This is a genomic window from Brevundimonas sp. NPDC055311 (assembly GCF_053645695.1).
Window position 1 is genome coordinate 56,707 of sequence record NZ_JBSHMV010000004.1, and the last position, 20,693, is coordinate 77,399.

The window sequence follows — 20,693 nt, forward strand, 5'->3', positions numbered from 1 at the left end:
GACTTAAGCACCGCCCTTACCCCTGTCAACGCGAGGGCCTTTTTAAGGGCGGCGCGGCGCAGGCGCGAACGGCCGTTCCGGCGGCCTGCCCCCAGACCCCTGTCAGGAGCGTCCGATGCGAGCGCGGCGTCCCCTCCACAGCCTGTTCCTGATCGCCGCCGTCGGGCTGGCGCTGGGCGCCGCCGCCTGCGGGCGCGGCGGGGATGAAGCCGCGCCGGAGAAGAACGACCGCGTCGTCGCCAAGGTCAACGACCGCGCGGTCTGGGCCTCGGACGTGCGCCGCGAGGCGGTGGCCCAGGGGCTGATCGGCGAGGACGATCCTCTGGACCTGTCCTCCGAACTGTTCCGCCGGGTGATGGACGAGGTGGTCGACCAGAAGCTGCTGGCCGCCGAGGCCGAACGTCGCGGCCTTGATTCCAGCCCGGCCGCCCAGCGCCGCCTGCAGGCCGTGCGCGAACGCATCCTGGGCGACATGCTGGTCGAGAAGGTGGTGTCCGGCGCCGTGTCCGACCAGGCGGTCGAACGTCTCTACGCCGAGCAGCAGCGTCTGGCGCGCACGACCGAGGAGGTTCGGGTGCGGTTGATCCTGGCGCCGACAAAGGAACAGGCCGACGCCGTTCTGGGCGTCCTGGGCCAGGGCGCGGCCTTCGAGGCGGTCGCCGCCCAGCGCTCCATCGACGACGCCACCCGCTATTCCGGCGGCGATCTGGGCTATTCGACGCTGGACGTCCTGCCGGGGGCCTACGCCTCCGCCCTGCAGGGCAAGACGCCGGGTCAGGTCGTCGGCCCGATCCAGACCGAAACCGGCTGGGCCGTGCTGAAGGTCGAGGATCGTCGCGCCGAGACGCCCCCGACCCTGGAGCAGGCGCGCCCCCAGATCGTGCGCTACCTGACCTATGAAGGCGTGCGCCAGCTGCTGGAGCAGCTGCGCGGCAAGGCCGAGGTCGAGATCACCCTGGACGAGGCGAAGACGCCGTCGCCTGCCGCCACGCCTCCCGCCCGGAAAACCTCCGCTCCTCCCGCCGCCGGAACCGCCACATGAGCCAGCCGTCCAAGTCCGCCTCGACCGGCAAGAAGATCGAAACCGTCATCGAGAAGGCGCTCGACCCGCTGGCCTCGGCGCTGAAGCGCGCGACGCAGTCGGCCGCCCAGGCGGTCGCCGCCGCGCCCGGCAAGCCCGGCCTGATGATCTCGCCGCTGGGCGTGCCCTTCCCGGCCATTCCACCGATCGGCGGGGTCGAGATCGCGACGGCGCAGGCGGGCTTCTACAAGCATGAGCGCGACGACCTGGTGGTCTTCCGCTTCCCGCAGGGCGCGTCCTGCGCGGGCGTCTTCACCCGGCACAAGGTCGGCTCGGCGCCGGTCGACTGGTGCAAGCGTCATCTGGACGCCGACAAGGGCGGCGAGGGGGTCAAGGCCCTGGTCGTCAACGCCGGCTGCGCCAACGCCTTCACCGGCAAGGCGGGCGCCGATGCGGCGCGCCGCACGGCCTCCGAGGTCGCCAAGCGCTTCGACTGCCGCCAGCGCGACGTCATGCTGGCCTCGACCGGCGTCATCGGCGTGGTGCTGGACGACAAGAAGATCACCGCCCGCCTGTCTGCGGTCGAAGCCGGTCTGAAGGCCGACAACTGGACGCAGGCCGGTCTGGGCATCATGACCACGGACACCTTCCCCAAGGGCGCCTACGCGGAGTGCGAGATCGAAGGCGTCAAGGTCCGCATCGCCGGCATCGCCAAGGGCTCGGGCATGATCGCGCCGGATATGGCGACCATGCTGGCCTTCATCGTCACCGACGCCGACATCGCCCCGCCGGTGCTGAAGGCCCTGCTGAACCTGCACGTCCGCACCACCTTCAACTCGGTGACGGTGGACGGCGACACCTCGACCAATGACACGGCGCTGCTGTTCGCCACCGGCGCGTCCGGCGCGCCGCGCATCGGCCGGGTCGGCGACCGCCGCCTGAAGGAATTCTCGGCTGCGCTGGACGACGTCATGCTCGACCTGGCCCACCAGCTGGTGAAGGACGGCGAGGGCGCGACCAAGTTCGTCAAGGTGACGGTGGAGGGCGCCGCTTCGCCCGCCTCGGCGCGCAAGCTGGCCAAGTCGATCGCCGACAGCCCGCTGGTGAAGACCGCCATCGCGGGCGAGGACGCCAACTGGGGCCGCATCGTCATGGCCGTGGGCAAGACGGAGGAGGCGGTCGACCGCGACCGCCTGGCCATCCGCTTCGGCCCCCACGTCGCCGCCGTCGACGGCGCGCCCTCGCCGACCTACGACGAGGCGGTCATGAGCGCCTATATGAAGAACCCCGAGATCGACATCACCGTCCACGTCGCCTCGGGCCGGGCTTCGGCCACCGTCTGGACCTGCGATCTGACCAAACGCTACATCGAGATCAACGGGGACTACCGCTCGTGAGCGAGACGTCCGCCGTTCCCACCGTCCTGGTCGTCGCCGTCGCCCTGATCGACCCGGACGGCCGCGTGCTGATCGCCAAACGGCCCGAGGGCAAGCAACTGGCGGGCCTGTGGGAATTCCCCGGCGGCAAGGTCGAGCCGGGCGAGCGGCCTGAACAGGCCCTGATCCGCGAGCTGAAGGAAGAACTTGGAATCGACGTGAAGGAGGCCTGCTTGGCCCCCTTCGTGTTTACCAGTCACGCTTACGAATCCTTTCACCTGTTGATGCCACTCTACCTATGCCGGCGCTGGTCCGGCGTGGTCGAGGCGCGCGAGCACGCGGGTCTGGCCTGGGTGAAGCCGGACAAGCTGTCGGCCTATCCCATGCCTCCGGCCGACGAACCGCTGATCGCCTGGTTGCGCGATCTGCTCTGACGGGCCGACGACAGGGGAGGGCCGGGCGTGAAGGGTTTCATCTGCCGGTTCCATCGCGACGAAGGCGGCGCCACGGCCATTGAATACGGCCTGATCTGCGCCCTGATCTTCCTGGTCATCATCGCCGCCGTCACCGCCTTCGCGGTGCGATCGAACGCCATGTACGACTACATCTCGACGACCATCAGCGCTGCGATCAGCGGAAGCTGAGCCTCAGTCCTCCTCGCCGGTCTGCTCCCTGACGCCCAGGGCGTCGGCGAGACGCGTCTTGGCCGAGCCGCGCCTGGCGGGCTTCTGCTGGCTCTCGTGCGGCGCCCATCCGGCCAGATGCACCATTTCGAAAGTAGCGGGGATGCGCCCGTCCGCCTCGGCGTGACGCTCGGCGTAGAGCTGGGCCGCGCGGGCCAGCACGGCGCGGCTGAGGGGGCGGATCGGCCCGGCCAGCACGTTCGTCTCGCCCATCGCCCGCAGGTCGCGCATCAGGGCGAAGGGATCGCCATAGCGCACCGTCACCCGGTCCACGTCCGTCACCGGCAGGGCGAACCCGGCCCGTTGCAGCAGGGCCGCCCCGTCGAAGCCGTCGGCGAAGGGCGAGACGCGCGCCTGGGCGCCGCCGTTGATCTCCAGCTCCGCCTCGGTCAGCACGCCGCGCAGCTCCTTCAGCGTCGCTGCCCCGAACAGGCTGGCGACGAACAGGCCGTCCGGCTTCAGCGCGCGGCGGATCTGACTCAAGGCGCCCGGCAGGTCGTTGGCCCAGTGCAGGCCCAGCAGGTTGACGATCAGATCGGCCGATCCGTCCTCAAGCCCCAGCGGTCCGGCGCCGGGCGCGGCGCGCTCGGTCGTCGAGCCGACGGCGCGCACCTGCGCCACCCGTTCGCGCGCCGGGCTGTCGGCCAGGGCGCGGGCGAAGACGCCGGGGTGCGGCGACAGGTCGACGGGCGTCTGAAACTCGCGCAGGATCACCTCCAGACTGTTCACCGCATTATCGGCGGCGCGCAGGTGCAGGAAGTCGGCGTCGGGGAAACGTCGGGCGGCGCGGCTCAGGCGCGCGGCGCGCCGTGCGGCGTCGAAGATGATCGGGGGACCGGAAGAGGGAGAGGGGGCGCTCATGTCGGTTCAGGATGGGGGCTGGAGAGGTCGATTGAAAGGCGTCGGGAGGCCTTTAGCATCCGGCGCGCGCGATGCGGGCCGGGGCCTGCTGGATATTCTGCTGCCGCCTGTGGCTCACGACAGCCGCGAGACGGCGGCGTCCGCGGGCCTTTCGCCGGACGCCTGGCGCCGGGTGGCCTTTCTGGAGGCGCCGGTCTGCGACGGCTGCGGCGCGGCGTTCGAATATGACGGCGGCGACTTTGCGACGGAGCGGTGCGTGGCCTGCGTCGCCAGCCCTTACGCCTTCGGCCGGGCGCGGGCGGCCTGCGTCTATGACGAGGCGTCGCGCGGGATCATCCTCAAGTTCAAGCACGGCGACCAGCAGCAGTTCGCCCCTCTGTTCGCCCGCTGGATCAGCCGTTCGGCCGCCCCCCTGATCGAGACGGCCGACGCCGTGCTCCCCGTGCCGCTGCATCGAGCCCGCCTGCTGTCGCGGCGGTTCAATCAGGCCGCCGAGATCGCCCGGCCGCTGGCCCGCGCGGCGCGGCTCGACTATCTGCCCGACGCCCTGATCCGTCCTCTGCCGACCGCCAGCCAGGGCGGCAAGTCCGCGCGCGGACGGCGGCTGAACGTCAAGGCGGCCTTCGCCGTGACCGAGGTCGGGCGCCGACGTATCAAGGGACGTCGCCTGCTGCTGATCGACGACGTGCTGACCACGGGGGCCACGGCCGAGGCCTGCGCGCGGGTGCTGATGGAGGCCGGAGCCCGCGCCGTGGACCTGGCCGTCATCGCGAGGGTGAAAAACGCGCGCGAACCGCTTAAGTGAGGGAGAACCTTCCCATTCGCCTTCAGGAGCTCCCCTTGGCCGACGTCGTTCTCTACACCAAACCCGGCTGCCCCTACTGCATCCGCGCCATGGCCCTGCTGGACCGCAAGGGCGCGGCCTATACGAACATCGTCGCCTCCAACGACCCCGAGAAGAAGGCCGAGATGATCGAGCGCTCGGGCGGCGCCGCCACCTTCCCGCAGATATTCATCAACGGGAAACACGTCGGCGGCTCGGACGACATCCACGCCCTGGACCGCAAGGGCGAGCTGGACGCCCTGCTGGCGGCCTAGGTGACCGACACGCTCGACATTGCGCTGATCCAGACGCGGACGCCGGCGACGGCTGCCGCGGGGCTGGCGCATGTCGAGCCCCTGATCCGCCAGGCGGCGGCTGAGGGCGCGCAACTGATCCTGACGCCCGAGGGAACCAACTTCCTCGAGCAGCGCCGGGCCTTGCGCGACGCCGCCCTGTCGGACGAGGACGCCGATCCCGCTGTCGTCGGGCTCAAGGCCCTGGCCGCCGAACTGGGCGTCTGGCTGCTGGTCGGCTCGGTCATCGTGCGCTCGGGCGCCGAGGGCGATCCGCGCGCCGCCAACCGGTCCCTGCTGATCGACCCCAGCGGGGCGATCACGGCCCGCTATGACAAGCTGCACGTCTTCGATGTCGACCTGCCGAACGGCGAGACCTATCGCGAAAGCGCCTCGGTCAGGCCGGGCGAGGCGGCGGTGGTCGCCGACAGCCCCTGGGGCGGTTTGGGTCTGACCATCTGCTACGACCTGCGTTTCCCGCATCTGCACCGCGCCCTGGCCAAGGCGGGCGCGAGCCTGATCGCCGTTCCCGCCGCCTTCACCCGCCCGACCGGCGAGGCGCACTGGGAGACCCTGTTGCGCGCCCGCGCCATCGAGACGGGCGCCTTCGTCCTGGCTCCGGCCCAGGGCGGTGCGCATGAGGACGGCCGCCAGACCTGGGGCCGCTCCCTGGTCGTCGGCCCGTGGGGCGAGGTCATCGCCCGCCTCGACCACGATGAACCGGGCGTCCTGCACGCCCGGCTGGATCTTCAGGCCGTGGAGAATGCGCGCGCCAGCGTGCCCGCCCTGCGCCACGACCGCGACTTCGACCTGCCCCTATGATCCGTTACGCCCTGTCCTGCGACCACGACCACGGCTTCGAGGCCTGGTTCGGCTCCTCGTCCGACTATGACGACCAGGCGGCGCGCGGCCTGGTCGAATGCCCCTTCTGCGGTTCGACGACGGTGAGGAAGCAGGTGATGGCCCCGGCGGTCTCGGGCACGAAGAAGAGCGCACCTGCGCCCGACGCCATGAAGCAGGTCCAGTCGATGATGATGCAGGCCGCGCGCGAGGTGCGCGACCATGTCGAGCAGAATTTCGACTACGTCGGCGACGCCTTCGCCCGCGAGGCCCGCGACATCCACGAAGGCCGCAGCGAGAAGCGCGAGATCTACGGCGAGGCCACTCCCGCCGAGGTCAAGAAGCTGAAGGACGACGGCGTGCCCTGCGCGCCCCTGCCCAGCCTGCCGCCCGATCCCAAGAAGGCGAACTGACCGCAGATGGGGGAGGGGGAGCGGTACGAGGAATTCGCCCCGCCCGAACCCTTGCGCCCCTTCGTGCGTCTGCTGTGGGCCTATGCCGCACCCCACCCCAGCGGGGGCGTGCAGCGCATCGCCCCGGACGGCTGTCCCGAACTGGTGGTCGACCTGGCCGCCCCCTATGAGGAACAGGACGCCGACGGCGTCTTCCGCCTGCAGCCGCCGGTGATCTTCGCCGGCCAGATGACCCGGCCCATGGCCATCCGTCCGGTGGGCCCGGTCGAGATCGTCGCGGCCAAGTTCGAGCCGGACGGGGCGCGGGCGTTTCTCGGCCGCCCGCTGGTCGAGACGACGGACCGGCGGCTGGACCTTGTAGCTCGGCTGGGCGGTTTCACGGCGCCGTCCGGCGATCCGGCGGGGCAGGCCGCCGCCCTGGGCGCCTGGCTGGAGGAACAGCGCCGGGCGGGCGACTGGCGCATCGATCCCGCTGTCCGCGCTCAGGTCGCCGCCGCCGAGGATGATCTGGAGGGGCCGTCCCTCAACTCGGCCGAACGCCGCGCCCTGCAACGCCGGTTCCGCGATCGCGTCGGCGTGGCGCCGCGCACTCTGCGCTCGGTCTTTCGTTTCCGCCGCATCTTCGATCATGCGATGGGCCAGGACGCCGACGCCGCCTCCTGGCTGGAGGCGGGCCTGGCCGCCGGCTATTTCGACCAGCCCCAGATGGCGCGCGACTTCCGCCGTTTCCTGGGCTGCACCGCTACCGCCTGGGCGCGCGAACAGGTGGAACTGGCGCGGCGGCTGGCGTCGCATTCCTACAAGCCCGCGCCGTGAGGGCGGCGTAGCCTTCCCTCCGTCCTTGAGGAGGGAGAGCCCATGTCCGTTTCCAGCCTGTTGGCCGCCGCCCTGTTGCAGACCGCCGCGCCCGCGACGCCTGCGCCTGATCTGTCGTGGCTGGCGGGCTATTGGCTGGACTGTTCCGGCGGGCGCGAGGCGTCCGAGACCTGGAGCGATCCGCGCGCGGGGCTGATCGTCGGCCACTCAGTGACTGTGCGCAATGGCCGCAGCGGTTTCGAGAGCGCCCGAATCGCCACCCTGAAGGACGGCGGCCTGGCCTATTTCGCTCAGCCGGGCGGGGCGCCCGCCACCCCCTTCCGCCTGATCGACAGCGGCCCGCAGCGGGCTGTGTTCGCCAATCCCGACAACGACTTTCCGCACCGCATCATCTATGAACGCGCGGGGGATGTGCTGACCGCCCGGATTGAAGGGGCGGACGACGACGAGAACCGGAGCGTGCAATGGCGATTCAACAGGGCGGAGCTGAACGCCCGCTGTCCCCTCTGACCTGGCGGCCGATGACGCCGGGCGACCTCGACGGCGTGGTCGCGGTGGCTCAGCTGTCCTTCCCCGATCATCCGGAAGAGCGCGCCTGCTTCGCCAACCGTCTGGAGCTGCACCCTGAGGGCTGCTTCGTCCTGGCCGCCGAGGACAGGCCGGTGAGGGGCTATCTGGTCGCCTATCCGTGGGTGCGGAACGCCGCCCCGGCGCTGAACGTGCTGATCGACGCCATCCCGGCCGAGGCCGAGGTCGTCTATCTGCACGACCTGGCCCTGCACCCCGACACGCGCGGCGGCGGCCACACCCGGCCGGTGGTCGAGCGTCTGGCGGAGCAGGCCAAGACGGCGGGCTGGCCGGCGGTCGCCCTGGTGGCGGTCAATGACGCATTCAGCTTCTGGGCGCGCAACGGCTTCGAGATCCAGAACCCGCCGGGCATGGCCGAGAAGCTGGCCAGCTACGGCGACGACGCCCGCTATATGGTCAGGCCGCTGTAAGCGTCTTCAGCACGAAGGCGAGGCGCTCGGCGACGGGCGCCTGGGGCAGCTCGATCAGTTCATAGCCGAAGCGCGGATAGGTCTCGGCCATGGCGTCGAAGGTGCGGCGGGCCTCGTCCAGATCCTGTTTGCGCTCGGCGTCCTGGCCGAAGATCTCGGGCCAGACCGGGGCGATGAAGACGCGCCGGTCATAGCGGATGTCCTGCGCCGCCCGCTCCACATGGGCCGGGACCGGCAGGCCGCACAGGGTCAGATAACCGACCACGTCCGGAACGCCGCGGTCGAAGAAGACGGGCCCGGCGGCGCCCTCGGCGCCGGTGTGAGCCTCAAGCTCGCGATCCAGCATCAGCTCGGCGAACAGGGCCCGGTCCTTCCACGGCAGGGCCTCGCCGTCGATCGTCTGCTGGCGGCGGATGATGGCGCGCCCGGCCTCGGGCGAGGTCGCATGGCCCGCCGCTGACAGCGCTTCCAGCAGGGAGGTCTTGCCCGAGCCGGGACCGCCGGTCAGGACGATGCGGCGCGGGCCGCTCATGCGTCGCGGGTCGCCATCATCATGTAGTTGATGCCCACGTCGTCGCCCTCGCTCCAGCGGTCGTTCAGCGGGTCATAGGCCAGTCCATAGGGGCCGGTGACGGTCAGGGGCTCGCCGTCCAGCATGGTGCGCAGTTCATCGGGCTTGAGGAACTGGCGCCAGTCGTGGGTGCCCGCCGGCACCCAGCGCAGCACATATTCCGCCGCGACCTTGCCCAGCAGCAGGCCCTTCAGCGTGCGGTTCAGGGTGGCGACGATCATCAGGCCGCCCGGTTTGATCAGTTTCGAGCAGGCGCGGATGAAGCTTGTCGGATCGGCGACGTGTTCGATGACCTCCATCGTCAGCACGACGTCGAACGGGCCGGCGCCGGCTTCCACCATCTGTTCGACCGTGGCGGCGCGATAGGCGATGTCCAGGCCGACCTGTTCGGCATGGGCGCGGGCGGTGCCGATGTTCTCGGACGAGGCGTCGATGGCCGTGACGTCAAAGCCCATGCGCCGCATCGGCTCGGCGATCAGGCCGCCGCCGCAGCCGATGTCGATCAGGCTGAGGCCGTTGAAGGGCGCGCGCGCCTTCACGTCGCGCCCAAAATGTTCTGCCGCCCGATCGCGCACGAATTTCAGTCGCGCCGGATTGAAGCGGTGCAGGGGGGCGAAAGGGCCCTTGGGATCCCACCACTCGGCCGCCTGGGCCGAAAAGCGCGCCACGTCGGCCGGGTCGATGCTGGGCCCTTCGGCACGATCGGTTGCAAAGGGTGAAAAACCCTCTTCGCTTTGGGGTTTGCGCGGATCGAGGCTGTCGTTAGAAGCGGGCATGGGCAGAGGCATGGACCGCCTTCGCCCGCCATGCAAGCAGGGGATCAGACGCCAGGATGACGCGGGCCGACACGAACCGGTTGGTGATGAAGTTCGGCGGCACGTCCATGGCCGACCTTGAACGCATCCGTCGCGCGGCGCGCATCGTCGCCGCCGAAGCCGCCAGAGGCAAGAACGTGGCCGTGGTCGTCTCGGCCATGGCGGGCAAGACCAATGAGCTGGTCGCCTGGACCGACGGCGTGGGCGCCGCGGCGCCGGGTCTGTATGGCGACGGCGCCCTGTCGGACGATGAATACGACGTGGTGGTCGCCTCGGGCGAGCAGGTGACCTCGGGCCTGCTGGCCCTGACCCTGCGCAACATGGGCCTGAAGGCGCGCAGTTGGATGGGCTGGCAGATTCCGATCCTGACCGACGACGCCCATGGCCGCGCCCGTATCGAGGAGGTGCCGGGCGATGCGCTGGGGGCCGCCGTCGACGCCGGCGAGATCGCCATCGTGCCGGGCTTCCAGGGCGTGACCCGCGACGGGCGCATCACCACCCTGGGCCGGGGCGGGTCGGACACCTCGGCCGTGGCCGTGGCGGCGGCCCTGGGCGCGCCGTGCGACATCTATACCGACGTGGACGGCGTCTATACGACCGACCCGCGCATCCAGAGCCGCGCCCGGCGTCTGGAGAAGGTGTCCTACGAAGAAATGCTGGAGATGGCGTCGCTGGGCGCCAAGGTGCTGCAGACCCGCTCGGTCGAGCTGGCCATGCACAAGCGCGTGCCGGTGCGCGTCCTGTCCAGCTTCATCGAGCCGGACGAAAACGGAATTCTGCCGCAACACGCCGGCACCCTGATTTGCGACGAGGATGAGATCGTGGAAAAGCGCATCGTTTCCGGCGTGACCATGAGCCGGGACGAAGCCCGGATCACGCTGCTGGGCCTGTCGGACCGGACGGACGCTCCGGCCGACGTCTTCACCCGCCTGGCCGAGGCCGAGGTCAACGTCGACATGATCGTGCAGAGCCAGGCCCGCACCGAAGGCGCGGTCAACCTGACCTTCACGACCGGCCGGCGCGACGCGCGCCGCGCCGCCGATCTGATGAGCGCGGCCAAGGCCGATATCGGCTTTGAGGAAATCCGCGTCGATGACGACGTGGCCAAGGTCTCGGTGATCGGCGTGGGCATGAGAAGCCACGCGGGCGTGGCCCAGACCATGTTCCGCGCCCTGGCCGACAAGGGCGTGAAGTTTCAGGCCATCTCGACCTCGGAGATCAAGATCAGCGTCCTGATCGACTCCGATTACGCCGAGCTAGCGGTTCGGGCGCTGCACGCGGCCTACGGACTGGACGCGGAAGACTAGGATAACGGAATCGCCCCCCTATCTGGGAACTGAAGGCCAGAGGGCGGCAAGGCGGGAGAGACCATGGTCAAGGGCGGGTCAGTGACGGCGAGGGGGCCTCGCCTCCTGCTGCGTCAGATCCGCGAGGCTCTGGCCGGCGCCGGCGGCGGCGCGCCGGCCCAGGATCGACTGAACATGGTGGTGCGGATCATCGCCCGCTCCATGGTGGCCGAGGTCTGCTCCATCTACCTGCGGCGCGCCTCGGGCGAGCTCGAACTGTTCGCCACCGAGGGTTTGAACCCCGACGCCGTCCACAACACCCGCCTGCGCCCCGGCGAGGGTCTGGTCGGCGAGGTAGCCCGCACCGCCGCGCCGCTCAGCCTGTCGGACGCCCAGTCGCATCCCAGCTTCTCCTACCGGCCCGAAACCGGCGAAGACCCCTATCACGCCTTCCTCGGCGCGCCCCTGCTGCGCGGCGGCCGGGCCATCGGGGTTCTGGTCGTCCAGAACCGCGCCGCCCGTCGCTATGACGAGGAAGAAGTCGAGGACATCCAGACCATCGCCATGGTTCTGGCCGAGACGGTGGCCTCGGGCGAGCTTCTGGCGCTGGAGGAGCTTCGCGACGTCGAGGTGGCGCCCCACCGCCCCGAACGGCTGAAAGGGCAGAAGTTCGCGGAAGGGTTGTCGTTCGGCCAGGCCGTGCTGCATGAGGCGCCGATCGCGCCCGAACAGCTTCTGGCCGACGACCCCGCCGCCGAGGAGGCGCGGCTGAAGGATGCGCTGGAGCGGCTGCGCACCAGTATCGACGCCCTGCTGGAGGGCAGCCAGGGCAAGCTGGGCGGCACCCCTTACGAGGTGCTGGAGACCTATCGCATGTTCGCCGACGACCGGGGCTGGAACCGGTCGCTCGAGGAGGCGGTGCGCTCGGGCCTGACGGCCGAGGCCGCCGTAGACCGCGTCCGCAACGAGCATCGCGCCCGCTTCGCCAACGCCCGCGACCCCTATATCCGCGAGCGGCTGCACGACTTCGAGGACCTGGCCAACCGCCTGCTGCGGCTGATGGCGGGCGACCATCCGGGCCAGCGCGACCTGCCCGACGACGCCATCCTGGTGGCCAAGAACCTGGGCCCGGCGGATCTGCTGGAATATCCGCGCGACCGGCTGCGCGGCCTGCTGCTCGAGGAAGGTTCGGCCGCCAGCCACGCCGCCATCGTCGCCCGCGCCCTTCAGATTCCTTGCGTCGGCCGCCTGCAGGGGCTGCGCGACCGCCTGACCGAGGGCGATCAGGTCATCGTCGACGGCGAGACGGGCGAGGCCTACCTGCGGCCCCGTCCCGACATGCTGGCGGCGGTCGAGAGCCGCATGGCCGTGCGCGAGCAGCGACGCGCCGAGTTCGACCAGCTGCGCGACACCCCCGCCGTCACGAAGGACGGCAAGCGCATCATGCTGCTGACCAACGCCGGCCTGGCGGTGGATCTGGAGAATCTGGACGCCACAGGGGCCGAGGGCATCGGCCTGTTCCGCACCGAGTTCCAGTTCATGGTCTCGGACGAACTGCCGCGTCTGGACGCTCAGACGGCCCTCTACAAGCTGGTGCTGGACGCGGCAGGGGACCGGCCCGTCACCTTCCGCACGCTCGACATCGGCGGCGACAAGGTGCTGCCCTATCTCGACAACGAGCGGGAGGAGAACCCGGCGCTCGGCCGCCGCGCCATCCGTCTGGGTCTGGATCGTCCGGCCTTGCTGCGGATGCAGCTGCGCGCCTTGCTCAGCGCCGCCGCTGGGCGCGAGCTGCGGGTCATGTTCCCGATGATCGCCACGGTGGACGAGTTCCGGGCCGCCCGCGAACTGGTCGATGTCGAGTGCGACTGGGCGCGGCGCCGGGGTCGGCCCCTGCCGTCCCTGCTGCGTGTCGGGGCCATGATCGAATGCCCCAGCCTGCTGTGGCACCTGGACGCCCTGCTGCCGCTGACCGACTTCGTCTCCATCGGCACCAACGACCTGCTGCAGTATATGTTCGCCGCCGACCGAACGAACCCCCGCGTGTCGGACCGCTATGATCCCCTGTCGCCTCCTGCCCTGCGGGCGCTGGCCGAGATCCAGCAGAAGTGCGCCGACAGCGCCACGCCCGTCTCCGTGTGTGGGGAACTGGCGGGCCGCCCGCTGGAGGCCTTCGCCCTGATCACCCTGGGCTACAATCGCCTGTCCGCCCCGGCGGGAGGGGTGGGCCCGGTCAAGCGCATGATCCTGTCGGCCGATCTGAACGCGGCGCGGCGGGGGATGAACGTCCTGCTGGGCTCCTCGGCCGGGTCGGTGCGCGGCGAGATCGAGTCGCTGGCGCGCAAGCTGAACGTCGAAGTCTGAACAAGCGCGGCCGCTTTCGCGCGTTGCCCGCGCTCTTCGCCTCGTCTAAGCGGGGATGACGGGCGCACGGGCGCCCGGCGTGACGGAACCCCGACCCTATGGACCAGGATCGGCAAGCCGCGTTCGACTTCGACGCCGACGCGACGCTGGATCAGACCCCTGAGCCGACGCCCCAGGCGGCGTCGGACGATCCCTCGGATGATTCCCTGGGCGCCTCCCTGCGCGCCGCGCGCCTGGCCTCGGGACTGTCGCTGGCCCAGCTGTCGACCATGACGCGGGTGCACACGCGCTTCCTGACGGCGCTGGAGCAGGGCGAGTATGCGGTCCTGCCGTCGCGCATCTTCTCCATGGGCTATGTGCGCGCCTATGCGGGCGCCCTGGGTCTGGACGAACTGAACGCCGTCGAACGGTTCAAGCAGGAGTACCCCGACGCGGCCGTGCCGCTGCAGCCGCCGACGGGCGCCGCCCTGCAGCAGATGCGTCAGAACTCGCCCAAGATCCTGGGCGTGATCGGCGTCTTCCTGGCCGTGGTGATCGGCTGGAACGTCTTCCAGCGCATCAACCGCATCGAGGCGCCGCACCCTTCCGATCTGGTCGCCGTGCCCGAGGACTGGGCCGAGCAGGCCGACCGCCAACGGGACCGGGCCCTCTATCTCGGCGCGCCCAGGGCCGCTCCGCCGGATCAGACTACGCCGGCCATGTACGTCACGCCGGGTCTTGAGGCGCAGCTGACGGGCGTCGATCCGGACGACCCCAACGCCGTCCCGCCGCCCGCCCCGCCGGTCCAGGCGGCCTTCAACCCGCGCGGCGCCATCTACGGCGCCTCGGCCACGGTGTCGCAGGTGACCCTTCAGGCCCGCAAGCCCGCCATCCTGGTCATCCGCCAGGGCGACGGCCGCATCCTGTTCGCGCGTCAGCTGGCGGCGGGTGAGGCCTGGCGTGCGCCGCCGAGCTTGTCGGCCACCATCGACACGCCTGATCCAGAGGCCTTCGACGTCTATCTGAACGGGGAGCACGGCGGCGTGCTGCCCGCGCCCCAGTCGCCGCTCGGCACGCTCAACAACCGCGCCCAGGCCGCCGCGCGCGAGTCCGAGGCCCGCGCCGCCGCCGCCGTCGAGGCCCGCGCCCGCGCGGCTCAGGCCGCCGCGGCCGCTGCGAGCCCGACGACGGGGCCGCAGCCGTATCAACCTGCGCCGGCGACCGCCGCTCCCCCGCCGGCCGCCTGACCCTCTGTGCCGGCCAAGGCGCGATCTTTCGCCGCCTGTCGTGGTTTTGCCGTTCTTCCTGTCCTATGTTCCCGGCGTCATGAGCGACCATTCCGAACTCGGCCACATCCGTCCCTGGCGTCACATCGATCGCCGCAAGAGCCGCCAGATCATGGTCGGCTCCGTTCCTGTCGGCGGGGGCGCGCCGATCAGCGTCCAGTCGATGACCAATACGCCGACCGCCGATGCGGCGGCGACGCTGGAGCAGATCCGTCAGCTGGAGGAGGCCGGGGCCGACATCGTCCGCGTCTCCTGCCCGGATGAGGAGTCGACGGCGGCCTTCCGCACCATCGCGCGCGAAGCCCGCGTCCCGCTCGTGGCCGACATCCACTTTCACTACAAACGCGGCATCGAGGCGGCCCAGGCGGGCGCGGCCTGCCTGCGCATCAACCCCGGCAACATCGGCTCGATCGAACGGGTGAAGGAAGTCGTCCAGGCCGCTCGCGACCACGGCTGCTCCATGCGGATCGGCGTCAACGCCGGCAGCCTCGAGAAGGAGTTGCTGGAGAAGTACGGCGAGCCCTGTCCCGACGCCATGGTCGAGAGCGCGCTGAACCACGCCCGCATCCTGCAGGACCTCGACTTCCACGAATTCAAGATTTCGGTGAAGGCCTCCGATCCCTTCCTGACGGTCGCCGCCTATCAACAGCTGGCCGAGGCGATCGACTGTCCGCTGCACCTGGGCGTGACCGAGGCCGGTCCCTTGCGCACCGGCACCATCAAGTCGGCCATCGGCATGGGGAACATGCTGTGGTCGGGCATCGGCGACACCATCCGCGTGTCTCTGGCGGCTGATCCGGTCGAGGAGATCAAGGTCGGCTTCGACATCCTGAAGTCCCTGGGCCTGCGTCACCGTGGGGTGAACATCATCGCCTGCCCGTCCTGCGCCCGTCAGGGCTTCAACGTCATCGAGACGGTGGGGATTCTGGAGGAGCGGCTGGCGCACATCTCGACGGCCATGTCGCTGTCGATCATCGGCTGCGTGGTCAACGGACCGGGCGAGGCCCTCTACACCGACGTCGGCTTCACCGGCGGCGGCAAGGGCGCGGGCATGGTCTATCTGAACGGCAAGATCGCCCACAAACAGGCCAATGACGGCATGATCGACGAGATCGTCGCCCAGGTGGAAGCCAAGGCCGCAGAACTGGACGCCGCCCGCAAGGCCGCCGAATAGTCGTGAAAGCGGAAAACGCCGGCTGAGTGTTGGAGCGGGTAGCGAGAATCGAACTCGCGACATTCAGCTTGGGAAGCTGACGTTCTACCTCTGAACTATACCCGCGCCGCGCCAAGGCGGAGGGCGAAGATATAGGGCGCGGGGCAAAAGAAAAGGCCCGGCGAACCGGGCCTTCCGTTTTTTTGCACGGCGACGGCCTCGGGTCAGTCGCGAACTTCCTCGACGGCGACGCCGCGCCTGGCCAGCATGGCCTGGACGCTGTCGGAGCCCGCCAGGTGGCCGGCGCCCACCGAGATGAAGGCCGTGCCCGAGCCTTCCAGCAGGGCCACGATCTGATTGGTCCAGTCGGTGTTGCGGCGCGTCAGCATGACCTCGTACATCTCGGGCGATTCCGCCTTCATCTCCTGGCCTATCAGGACGTCCAGGCCGTCGACGTCGCCGGTCGACCAGGCGCCGACCATACGGCCCAGGAACTCCGGCGCCTGATCGAACTCCTTCAGGCCCGACCTCAGCATGGCCAGTTGCGCCTCTTCCGACATGTCGGCGATGAAGCCGATCTGCTGAGGCATGGTCTCAAAGCCCTTGATCGGCTTGCCGGTCGCGGCGGCGCGGGCGTGCAGGACCTGGTCCCCGCCGTTCTGCGGCAGGTAGCCGGCCTTGGTGATGCTGGCCATGGCCAGCTGCAGGGCCGCGAACCACGGGCGCAGCGGGTCCAACTGGGCGGCCGTCGCGCCGATGGAGCGGGCGGCGGCGTCAAGGTCGGCCTGTTCCTCGGCGGTCAGCAGGCTGGACAGGGGGCGATCGGGCGAGACCCCCTTGGCCTGGATGATCGGCACGGCGCCGGCCGCGTCGTTCAGATCGGCGATCTCGAACCAGTATTCGTCGGCGCTGGCGAAGGCGCGGTCCAGCGTGGCGCTGCCCCAGGGCGTCTCGGGCTTCAGCACATGGACAGTGCCGAACAGATAGAGGGTGGAGTCCTCGTCCTTGACCACCCACAGGCGCGGGCCGGACCCGGCCGGAGCGGCGACCACGGCGGCCGGATCAGCGGCGGCGGGCGCCGTCTGGGCCAGGGCGGGCGTCGTGGGGGCCAGCAGGACGGCGGCGAGGGCGGCGGCGGAGACGGAGGCGGCGGCGCGGCTCCAGAGTCGATGGATCATGTCAGGCTCCTAGGGACGCAAGGGGAAAGGAAGACGCTCAGCCTTCCTCGTCGATGAAGATGGATTCGATGGGCATCTGGAACAGCCGGGCGATCTTGAACGCCAGCGGCAGGGAGGGGTCGTAGCGGCCGGTCTCCAGCGCATTCACCGTCTGGCGCGACACGCCCAGTTCCTCGGCCAGGTGCGCCTGGCTCCAATCGCGCTCGGCGCGCAGTACCTTGAGACGATTCTTCATGGCGCTCCCTCAACGGCGTCCCAGCCACCACCAGGCCCAGGCCAGGCCGTAGCCGACGAGTTGGAAACCCAGGGTGATGATCATGCCGGCGCCCACCAGATCGGCCGGGGTCTGTCCCAGGCTGGCGGGAAGGACGATGTCGGCCGGGCGCGTCGTCAGCACCAGCATGAGGACGAGGCCGACCAGCATTCCGGTGCTGCCGCCCCAGTACCAAGCCCATTTGTGCGCCTCGCGCGCGGCTTCATCCAAGCGACGCCACCACCAGAAGGACACCCCCAGAACAGCGGCCATCATCACGACTGTGAAGGCCACGGTCGTCCAGAACGCCGCCGAACCAGGGCGATCAGCCAGGAAGCCGCTGGTCAGGCCGCCGACGAATCCGATCAGCACGACCGCCCCGAACAGGATCGCCACGCCCTTCAGGCCAAGTGGTTTCGTCGATTTCATGGGCCTCGCCGCCGTGAGCTGATTTGACAAGCGAGTTTTACAGCCTGCCCGTCGAGGGTCAAGCGTGTTTGTCACATGCCGCCATCACTCCGGCGCGTTCAGCAGCTCCGGGCGGCTGAGGGCGCGGGGCGATTGCTCGACCGCATTCAGTTCTGGCAGTTCCTTGCCCTCGTGGTCGACCTTCAGGTCCTCGAAGCGGCGGGCCGAGACCATGACCTGGCTCTCTAGCGAGCCGACGAACTGGTTGTAGCGGCTGACCGCTGCATCCAGCGCCTTGCCGACCGAGGCGGCGTGGCCGCCCATGACCGACAGGCGCTTGTAGAGCTCCTTGCCCAGCTTGGCGACATCCTCGGCGTTCTTGGCCTGCTCCTCGGCGCGCCAGCCGTAGGCGACGGCCTTGCACAGGGCGAACAGGGTGGTCGGGGTCACTATGACCACGCGCGAGGCCATGGCCGTGGTCATCAGGTCCGGCTCGTGATCCAGGGCGGCGGCTAGGAAGGCGTCGCCCGGCACGAACATGGCGACGAAGTCGGGGCTGGGCTTGAACTGGTCCTGATAGGCCTTGGACGACAGTTGGCGCACATGGGTCTTCATGCTGGCGGCGGTGCGCAGGGACATGGCGCGGGCCTGGGCCTCCTCGTCGCCGTCGGCCTCGTCGGCGAAGGCCAGAGACACCTTGGCGTCGATGACGAACATGCCGCCGCCCGGCAGTTTGACGATGAAGTCCGGGCGCTGCTGACGGCCCTCGTCCGTGGCCGAGGAGTTCTGTTCCTCGAAGTCGAAACGGCCGGCCATGCCCGCCGCCTCCAGCACGTTGCGGCAGGTCTGCTCGCCCCAGCGGCCGCGACGGCCGGTGTTGCCCTTTAGCGCCTCGGTCAGGCGGCGCGCCTCGTCGCGGGTAGCGGTGGAGGCGGCCATCAACAGGCCGAGCTGCTCCTTCAGCCCGCCGGTCTCGTCGGCGCGCGCCTTCTCCAGGGCCGTCACGTGTTCCTGGAACTTGGCCAGGGTCTCTGATACCGGCTTGAGCTGAGCCTCCATCCGCTCGCGCGCGACGCGGTCCTGGGCCTGGAAGGTCTCGGTGGCGCGGGCGACCAGCTTGGACGCCACCGCCTCGGCCGACTGGGAGGCCTGTGCCTTGAGGAACTCGGCCATGGAGTCCCGGCTCTCCTCCATCAGAACCAGCCGCGCGTCGGCGGCGTCCAGCGCGCCGCGCGTCTTCTGCCAGCCCATATAGGCCCACAGGAAGCCCCCCGCGGCGACCGCTGCAAAGGCCAACAGGATGATGTCCAGCATGTTCATGCTCCGTTCCTAGCGGGAGTCGGAGCCAGGTTAAAGCGGGGTGACGTCAGGTGCGGACGCGCCTGCGCGCCCTCAGCCCAGTTCGGCTTCCAGATCGGCCAGGCGGGCGGCCTGATCCTCGGCGATCAGGGCGTTGAGCATGGGGTCGAGGTCGCCCTCGAGGATCTGCGGCAGGCTATGCAGGGTCAGACCGATGCGGTGGTCCGTCACCCGCCCCTGCGGGAAGTTGTAGGTGCGGATGCGCTCCGAGCGATCGCCCGAGCCGACCTGGGACTTGCGCGCGTCGGAACGAGCGGCGTCCTTGGCCTGACGCTGCATGTCGTACAGGCGGATGCGCAGGTTCTTCATCGCCTTGTCGCGGTTCACGTGCTGCGACTTTTCCGACGAGGTGGCGACGATGCCGGTGGGCAGGTGGGTGATGCGCACCGCCGAGTCGGTCTTGTTGACGTGCTGACCGCCCGCGCCGGACGAGCGGTAGGTGTCGATGCGGATGTCCTTGTCGAGAATCTCGATCTCGACGTCCTCGACCTCGGGCAGGACAGCGACGGTCGCCGCCGAGGTGTGGATGCGCCCGCCCGCCTCGGTCGTGGGCACGCGCTGGACGCGGTGGACGCCGCTCTCGAACTTCAGGCGGCCGAAGACGCCCTCGCCGCTGACGGTGGCGATGATTTCCTTGAAGCCGCCCGCGTCGCCCTCGGCGGCGCTGTCGATCTCGACCCGCCAGCCGCGCGTGGAGGCGTAGCGCGAATACATGCGGAACAGGTCGCCGGCGAACAGGGCGGCTTCGTCCCCGCCCGTGCCCGCGCGCACTTCCAGCACGGCCGAGGCGTTTTCATCGGCGTCGCGCGGGGCCAGCAGCAGGGCGACCTCGCGCTCAAGCTCCGGCAGGCGCTCGGTCAGTTCGTCCAGTTCGTCGGCGGCCAGGGCGGCCATTTCCGGGTCGGCGGCCATGGCCTTGAGGTCGTCCGCCTCGGCGCGGGCGCGGGCCAGGGCCTGAACGGCGTCGGCCACCGGCTTGAGCTCGGCGTGCTCCTTGGACAGGCGCACGATCTCGGCGCCGTCCGTGGCGGCGCCCATCCGAGCCTCCACCTGATGGAAGCGGTCGAGCACCTGATCGAGCCGGGCCTGTGGCAGTCGCAACGGCGTGTCCTTGCAGAGAAAATCGAGGGCGGAGCCTTACCTGCGACGCGCCGCCGTGTCGATAAAAACGCCTCTACACGCGCGCATGGAGCGATTGTGAACAGCCGTCACAAGCTTGTCAGCTCGGTTTCGTCACCGTCTCAAACGCCCTAGCTCCCACTCCAGATTAACCGGGCTGAAACGAAACGGAGACAGGGCATGACCTATGAAAAGCCCCCGGAGGGGGTCTCGGCGGGCATTGCGCCGGGCGCCGACGTCGCGCGCCTTTGCGCCCTTTACGACGGGATTCTGACGCCGGGCGGGGCGGCGCTGAGCCCGGCCGCCGAACAGGAACTGAAGGCCCTGGCCAAGATCTTCGACCTGGACGCCGAGCGGCCCGCTGTCGAACTCTGGCCCTATGTCCGCGCCGTTCTGGTGCGCCAGGCGCCGCCGGAGACCGCTTCGACGCCGGCCGAGGTCGAGCCTCGGACCGTGCTGCTGGTCGAGGACGACGCCGACGCCGCGGCCGACCTGACCGAGGCTCTGGACGCCGCCGGGCACCGCGTGGTCGGCCCGTTCCACAGCGCCGAGGCGGCCGAGGCGGCGACGGCCCTTCACCCTGTCGACCTGGCTCTGCTGGACATCAATCTGTCGGGCGAGGCGACGGGCGTCGATCTGGCCCGCAGTCTGAAATCGCGCTGGGGCGTGCCGGTCATCTTCCTGTCCGGCGACGTGACGGCGGCGGCGCACAACGCCGAACTGGCAGCCGCCATGGTCATCAAGCCTTACAGCGGCCGCGACGTGCTGGACGCCATCGCCCGGCTTGAGGTCGCCTGA

At 69.9% G+C, this 20,693-nt stretch carries 24 protein-coding genes and 1 tRNA gene; 16 read left to right on the top strand and 9 right to left on the bottom strand.

Annotated elements, in window-relative coordinates:
• The first annotated feature begins 115 nt into the window (after nucleotides 1-115).
• From ACWIDZ_RS13675 to ACWIDZ_RS13690, 4 genes are read left to right on the top strand one after another with little or no spacing between them, the layout of a single operon-like run.
• The gene (locus ACWIDZ_RS13675; protein WP_343831632.1) at nucleotides 116-1,042 is read left to right on the top strand and encodes a peptidylprolyl isomerase; all 927 of its coding nucleotides are present in this window, start codon (nucleotides 116-118) and stop codon (nucleotides 1,040-1,042) included.
• Nucleotides 1,039-2,418 carry a bifunctional glutamate N-acetyltransferase/amino-acid acetyltransferase ArgJ gene (argJ, locus tag ACWIDZ_RS13680; RefSeq protein WP_453989839.1) on the top strand — a complete coding sequence of 460 codons (1,380 nt, stop codon included), beginning with the start codon at nucleotides 1,039-1,041 and terminating at the stop codon, nucleotides 2,416-2,418. Before ACWIDZ_RS13675 ends, argJ begins: the two co-directional genes overlap by 4 nt.
• Nucleotides 2,415-2,831, top strand: a complete 417-nt coding sequence (locus ACWIDZ_RS13685; protein ID WP_453989837.1) for a (deoxy)nucleoside triphosphate pyrophosphohydrolase — start codon at nucleotides 2,415-2,417, stop codon at nucleotides 2,829-2,831. Before argJ ends, ACWIDZ_RS13685 begins: the two co-directional genes overlap by 4 nt.
• A 27-nt stretch (nucleotides 2,832-2,858) precedes the next feature.
• A complete protein-coding gene (locus ACWIDZ_RS13690; RefSeq protein ID WP_291778631.1) occupies nucleotides 2,859-3,041 on the top strand; it encodes a Flp family type IVb pilin in 183 nt (60 codons plus the stop codon).
• Nucleotides 3,042-3,044: 3 nt separating this feature from the next.
• Here the strand turns inward: ACWIDZ_RS13690 and ACWIDZ_RS13695 are convergent, their stop codons facing one another.
• On the bottom strand, nucleotides 3,045-3,941 hold the full coding sequence (locus tag ACWIDZ_RS13695) for a methyltransferase domain-containing protein (protein ID WP_453989835.1): 897 nt from the start codon (nucleotides 3,939-3,941) through the stop codon (nucleotides 3,045-3,047).
• Between ACWIDZ_RS13695 and ACWIDZ_RS13700 the strand changes: the two genes are divergently transcribed.
• The 7 genes from ACWIDZ_RS13700 to ACWIDZ_RS13730 are packed head-to-tail and all read left to right on the top strand — an operon-like array spanning nucleotide 3,940 to nucleotide 8,124.
• On the top strand, nucleotides 3,940-4,746 hold the full coding sequence (locus ACWIDZ_RS13700) for a phosphoribosyltransferase family protein (protein WP_453989833.1): 807 nt from the start codon (nucleotides 3,940-3,942) through the stop codon (nucleotides 4,744-4,746). The two genes, ACWIDZ_RS13695 and ACWIDZ_RS13700, sit on opposite strands and share 2 nt — an antisense overlap.
• A gap of 35 nt (nucleotides 4,747-4,781) precedes the next feature.
• A complete protein-coding gene (grxC, locus tag ACWIDZ_RS13705) occupies nucleotides 4,782-5,039 on the top strand; it encodes a glutaredoxin 3 (protein ID WP_312219941.1) in 258 nt (85 codons plus the stop codon).
• Complete coding sequence (locus ACWIDZ_RS13710; RefSeq protein WP_453989831.1) at nucleotides 5,040-5,879, top strand: carbon-nitrogen hydrolase family protein; 840 nt, start codon at nucleotides 5,040-5,042, stop codon at nucleotides 5,877-5,879.
• Complete coding sequence (locus ACWIDZ_RS13715) at nucleotides 5,876-6,310, top strand: DUF1178 family protein (RefSeq protein WP_291778644.1); 435 nt, start codon at nucleotides 5,876-5,878, stop codon at nucleotides 6,308-6,310. Before ACWIDZ_RS13710 ends, ACWIDZ_RS13715 begins: the two co-directional genes overlap by 4 nt.
• A 6-nt stretch (nucleotides 6,311-6,316) precedes the next feature.
• Complete coding sequence (locus ACWIDZ_RS13720; protein WP_453989829.1) at nucleotides 6,317-7,126, top strand: AraC family transcriptional regulator; 810 nt, start codon at nucleotides 6,317-6,319, stop codon at nucleotides 7,124-7,126.
• Nucleotides 7,127-7,168: 42 nt separating this feature from the next.
• The gene (locus ACWIDZ_RS13725) at nucleotides 7,169-7,636 is read left to right on the top strand and encodes a DUF6265 family protein (RefSeq protein ID WP_346522312.1); all 468 of its coding nucleotides are present in this window, start codon (nucleotides 7,169-7,171) and stop codon (nucleotides 7,634-7,636) included.
• Nucleotides 7,591-8,124, top strand: coding sequence for a GNAT family N-acetyltransferase (locus ACWIDZ_RS13730; RefSeq protein WP_453989827.1), 534 nt, complete (start codon nucleotides 7,591-7,593; stop codon nucleotides 8,122-8,124). The genes ACWIDZ_RS13725 and ACWIDZ_RS13730 overlap by 46 nt, the downstream gene beginning before the upstream one ends.
• Here ACWIDZ_RS13730 and ACWIDZ_RS13735 read toward each other — a convergent pair.
• Together ACWIDZ_RS13735 and ubiG are read right to left on the bottom strand one after the other, a co-directional pair.
• A complete protein-coding gene (locus ACWIDZ_RS13735; protein WP_453989825.1) occupies nucleotides 8,111-8,656 on the bottom strand; it encodes an AAA family ATPase in 546 nt (181 codons plus the stop codon). The genes ACWIDZ_RS13730 and ACWIDZ_RS13735 overlap by 14 nt on opposite strands.
• Nucleotides 8,653-9,471, bottom strand: coding sequence for a bifunctional 2-polyprenyl-6-hydroxyphenol methylase/3-demethylubiquinol 3-O-methyltransferase UbiG (gene ubiG, locus ACWIDZ_RS13740; RefSeq protein WP_453989823.1), 819 nt, complete (start codon nucleotides 9,469-9,471; stop codon nucleotides 8,653-8,655). Before ubiG ends, ACWIDZ_RS13735 begins: the two co-directional genes overlap by 4 nt.
• Nucleotides 9,472-9,527: 56 nt before the next feature.
• On the opposite strand from ubiG, the gene ACWIDZ_RS13745 reads away from it, so the two are divergent.
• The 4 genes from ACWIDZ_RS13745 to ispG all read left to right on the top strand — a co-directional run bounded on the left by ACWIDZ_RS13745 (nucleotide 9,528) and on the right by ispG (nucleotide 15,599).
• Nucleotides 9,528-10,817, top strand: a complete 1,290-nt coding sequence (locus ACWIDZ_RS13745; RefSeq protein ID WP_453989821.1) for an aspartate kinase — start codon at nucleotides 9,528-9,530, stop codon at nucleotides 10,815-10,817.
• A 63-nt stretch (nucleotides 10,818-10,880) separates the two neighbouring features.
• Nucleotides 10,881-13,160, top strand: coding sequence for a phosphoenolpyruvate--protein phosphotransferase (gene ptsP, locus ACWIDZ_RS13750; RefSeq protein WP_291778665.1), 2,280 nt, complete (start codon nucleotides 10,881-10,883; stop codon nucleotides 13,158-13,160).
• Nucleotides 13,161-13,258: 98 nt separating this feature from the next.
• Nucleotides 13,259-14,386 carry a helix-turn-helix domain-containing protein gene (locus tag ACWIDZ_RS13755; protein ID WP_453989819.1) on the top strand — a complete coding sequence of 376 codons (1,128 nt, stop codon included), beginning with the start codon at nucleotides 13,259-13,261 and terminating at the stop codon, nucleotides 14,384-14,386.
• A 79-nt stretch (nucleotides 14,387-14,465) separates the two neighbouring features.
• The gene (gene ispG, locus ACWIDZ_RS13760) at nucleotides 14,466-15,599 is read left to right on the top strand and encodes a flavodoxin-dependent (E)-4-hydroxy-3-methylbut-2-enyl-diphosphate synthase (RefSeq protein WP_453989817.1); all 1,134 of its coding nucleotides are present in this window, start codon (nucleotides 14,466-14,468) and stop codon (nucleotides 15,597-15,599) included.
• Nucleotides 15,600-15,629: 30 nt separating this feature from the next.
• Here the strand turns inward: ispG and ACWIDZ_RS13765 are convergent.
• The 6 genes from ACWIDZ_RS13765 to prfA all read right to left on the bottom strand — a co-directional run bounded on the left by ACWIDZ_RS13765 (nucleotide 15,630) and on the right by prfA (nucleotide 19,877).
• Nucleotides 15,630-15,704 (bottom strand) — tRNA-Gly (locus tag ACWIDZ_RS13765).
• A 98-nt stretch (nucleotides 15,705-15,802) separates the two neighbouring features.
• The gene (locus ACWIDZ_RS13770; protein ID WP_453989815.1) at nucleotides 15,803-16,756 is read right to left on the bottom strand and encodes a TraB/GumN family protein; all 954 of its coding nucleotides are present in this window, start codon (nucleotides 16,754-16,756) and stop codon (nucleotides 15,803-15,805) included.
• A gap of 37 nt (nucleotides 16,757-16,793) precedes the next feature.
• Nucleotides 16,794-16,991 (bottom strand): helix-turn-helix transcriptional regulator, encoded by a 198-nt coding sequence (locus ACWIDZ_RS13775; RefSeq protein WP_291778678.1) that lies wholly within the window; start codon nucleotides 16,989-16,991, stop codon nucleotides 16,794-16,796.
• Between the two features lie 9 nt (nucleotides 16,992-17,000).
• The gene (locus ACWIDZ_RS13780) at nucleotides 17,001-17,438 is read right to left on the bottom strand and encodes a hypothetical protein (protein WP_312219439.1); all 438 of its coding nucleotides are present in this window, start codon (nucleotides 17,436-17,438) and stop codon (nucleotides 17,001-17,003) included.
• A gap of 84 nt (nucleotides 17,439-17,522) precedes the next feature.
• A complete protein-coding gene (locus ACWIDZ_RS13785) occupies nucleotides 17,523-18,737 on the bottom strand; it encodes a DNA recombination protein RmuC (protein WP_453989812.1) in 1,215 nt (404 codons plus the stop codon).
• A gap of 72 nt (nucleotides 18,738-18,809) precedes the next feature.
• Entirely contained in the window at nucleotides 18,810-19,877 is a 1,068-nt protein-coding gene (gene prfA, locus ACWIDZ_RS13790; RefSeq protein ID WP_291778685.1) for a peptide chain release factor 1, read from the bottom strand.
• Between the two features lie 198 nt (nucleotides 19,878-20,075).
• Between prfA and ACWIDZ_RS13795 the strand changes: the two genes are divergently transcribed.
• Nucleotides 20,076-20,693: a response regulator gene (locus ACWIDZ_RS13795; protein ID WP_453989810.1), complete on the top strand. Its 618-nt coding sequence runs from the start codon at nucleotides 20,076-20,078 to the stop codon at nucleotides 20,691-20,693.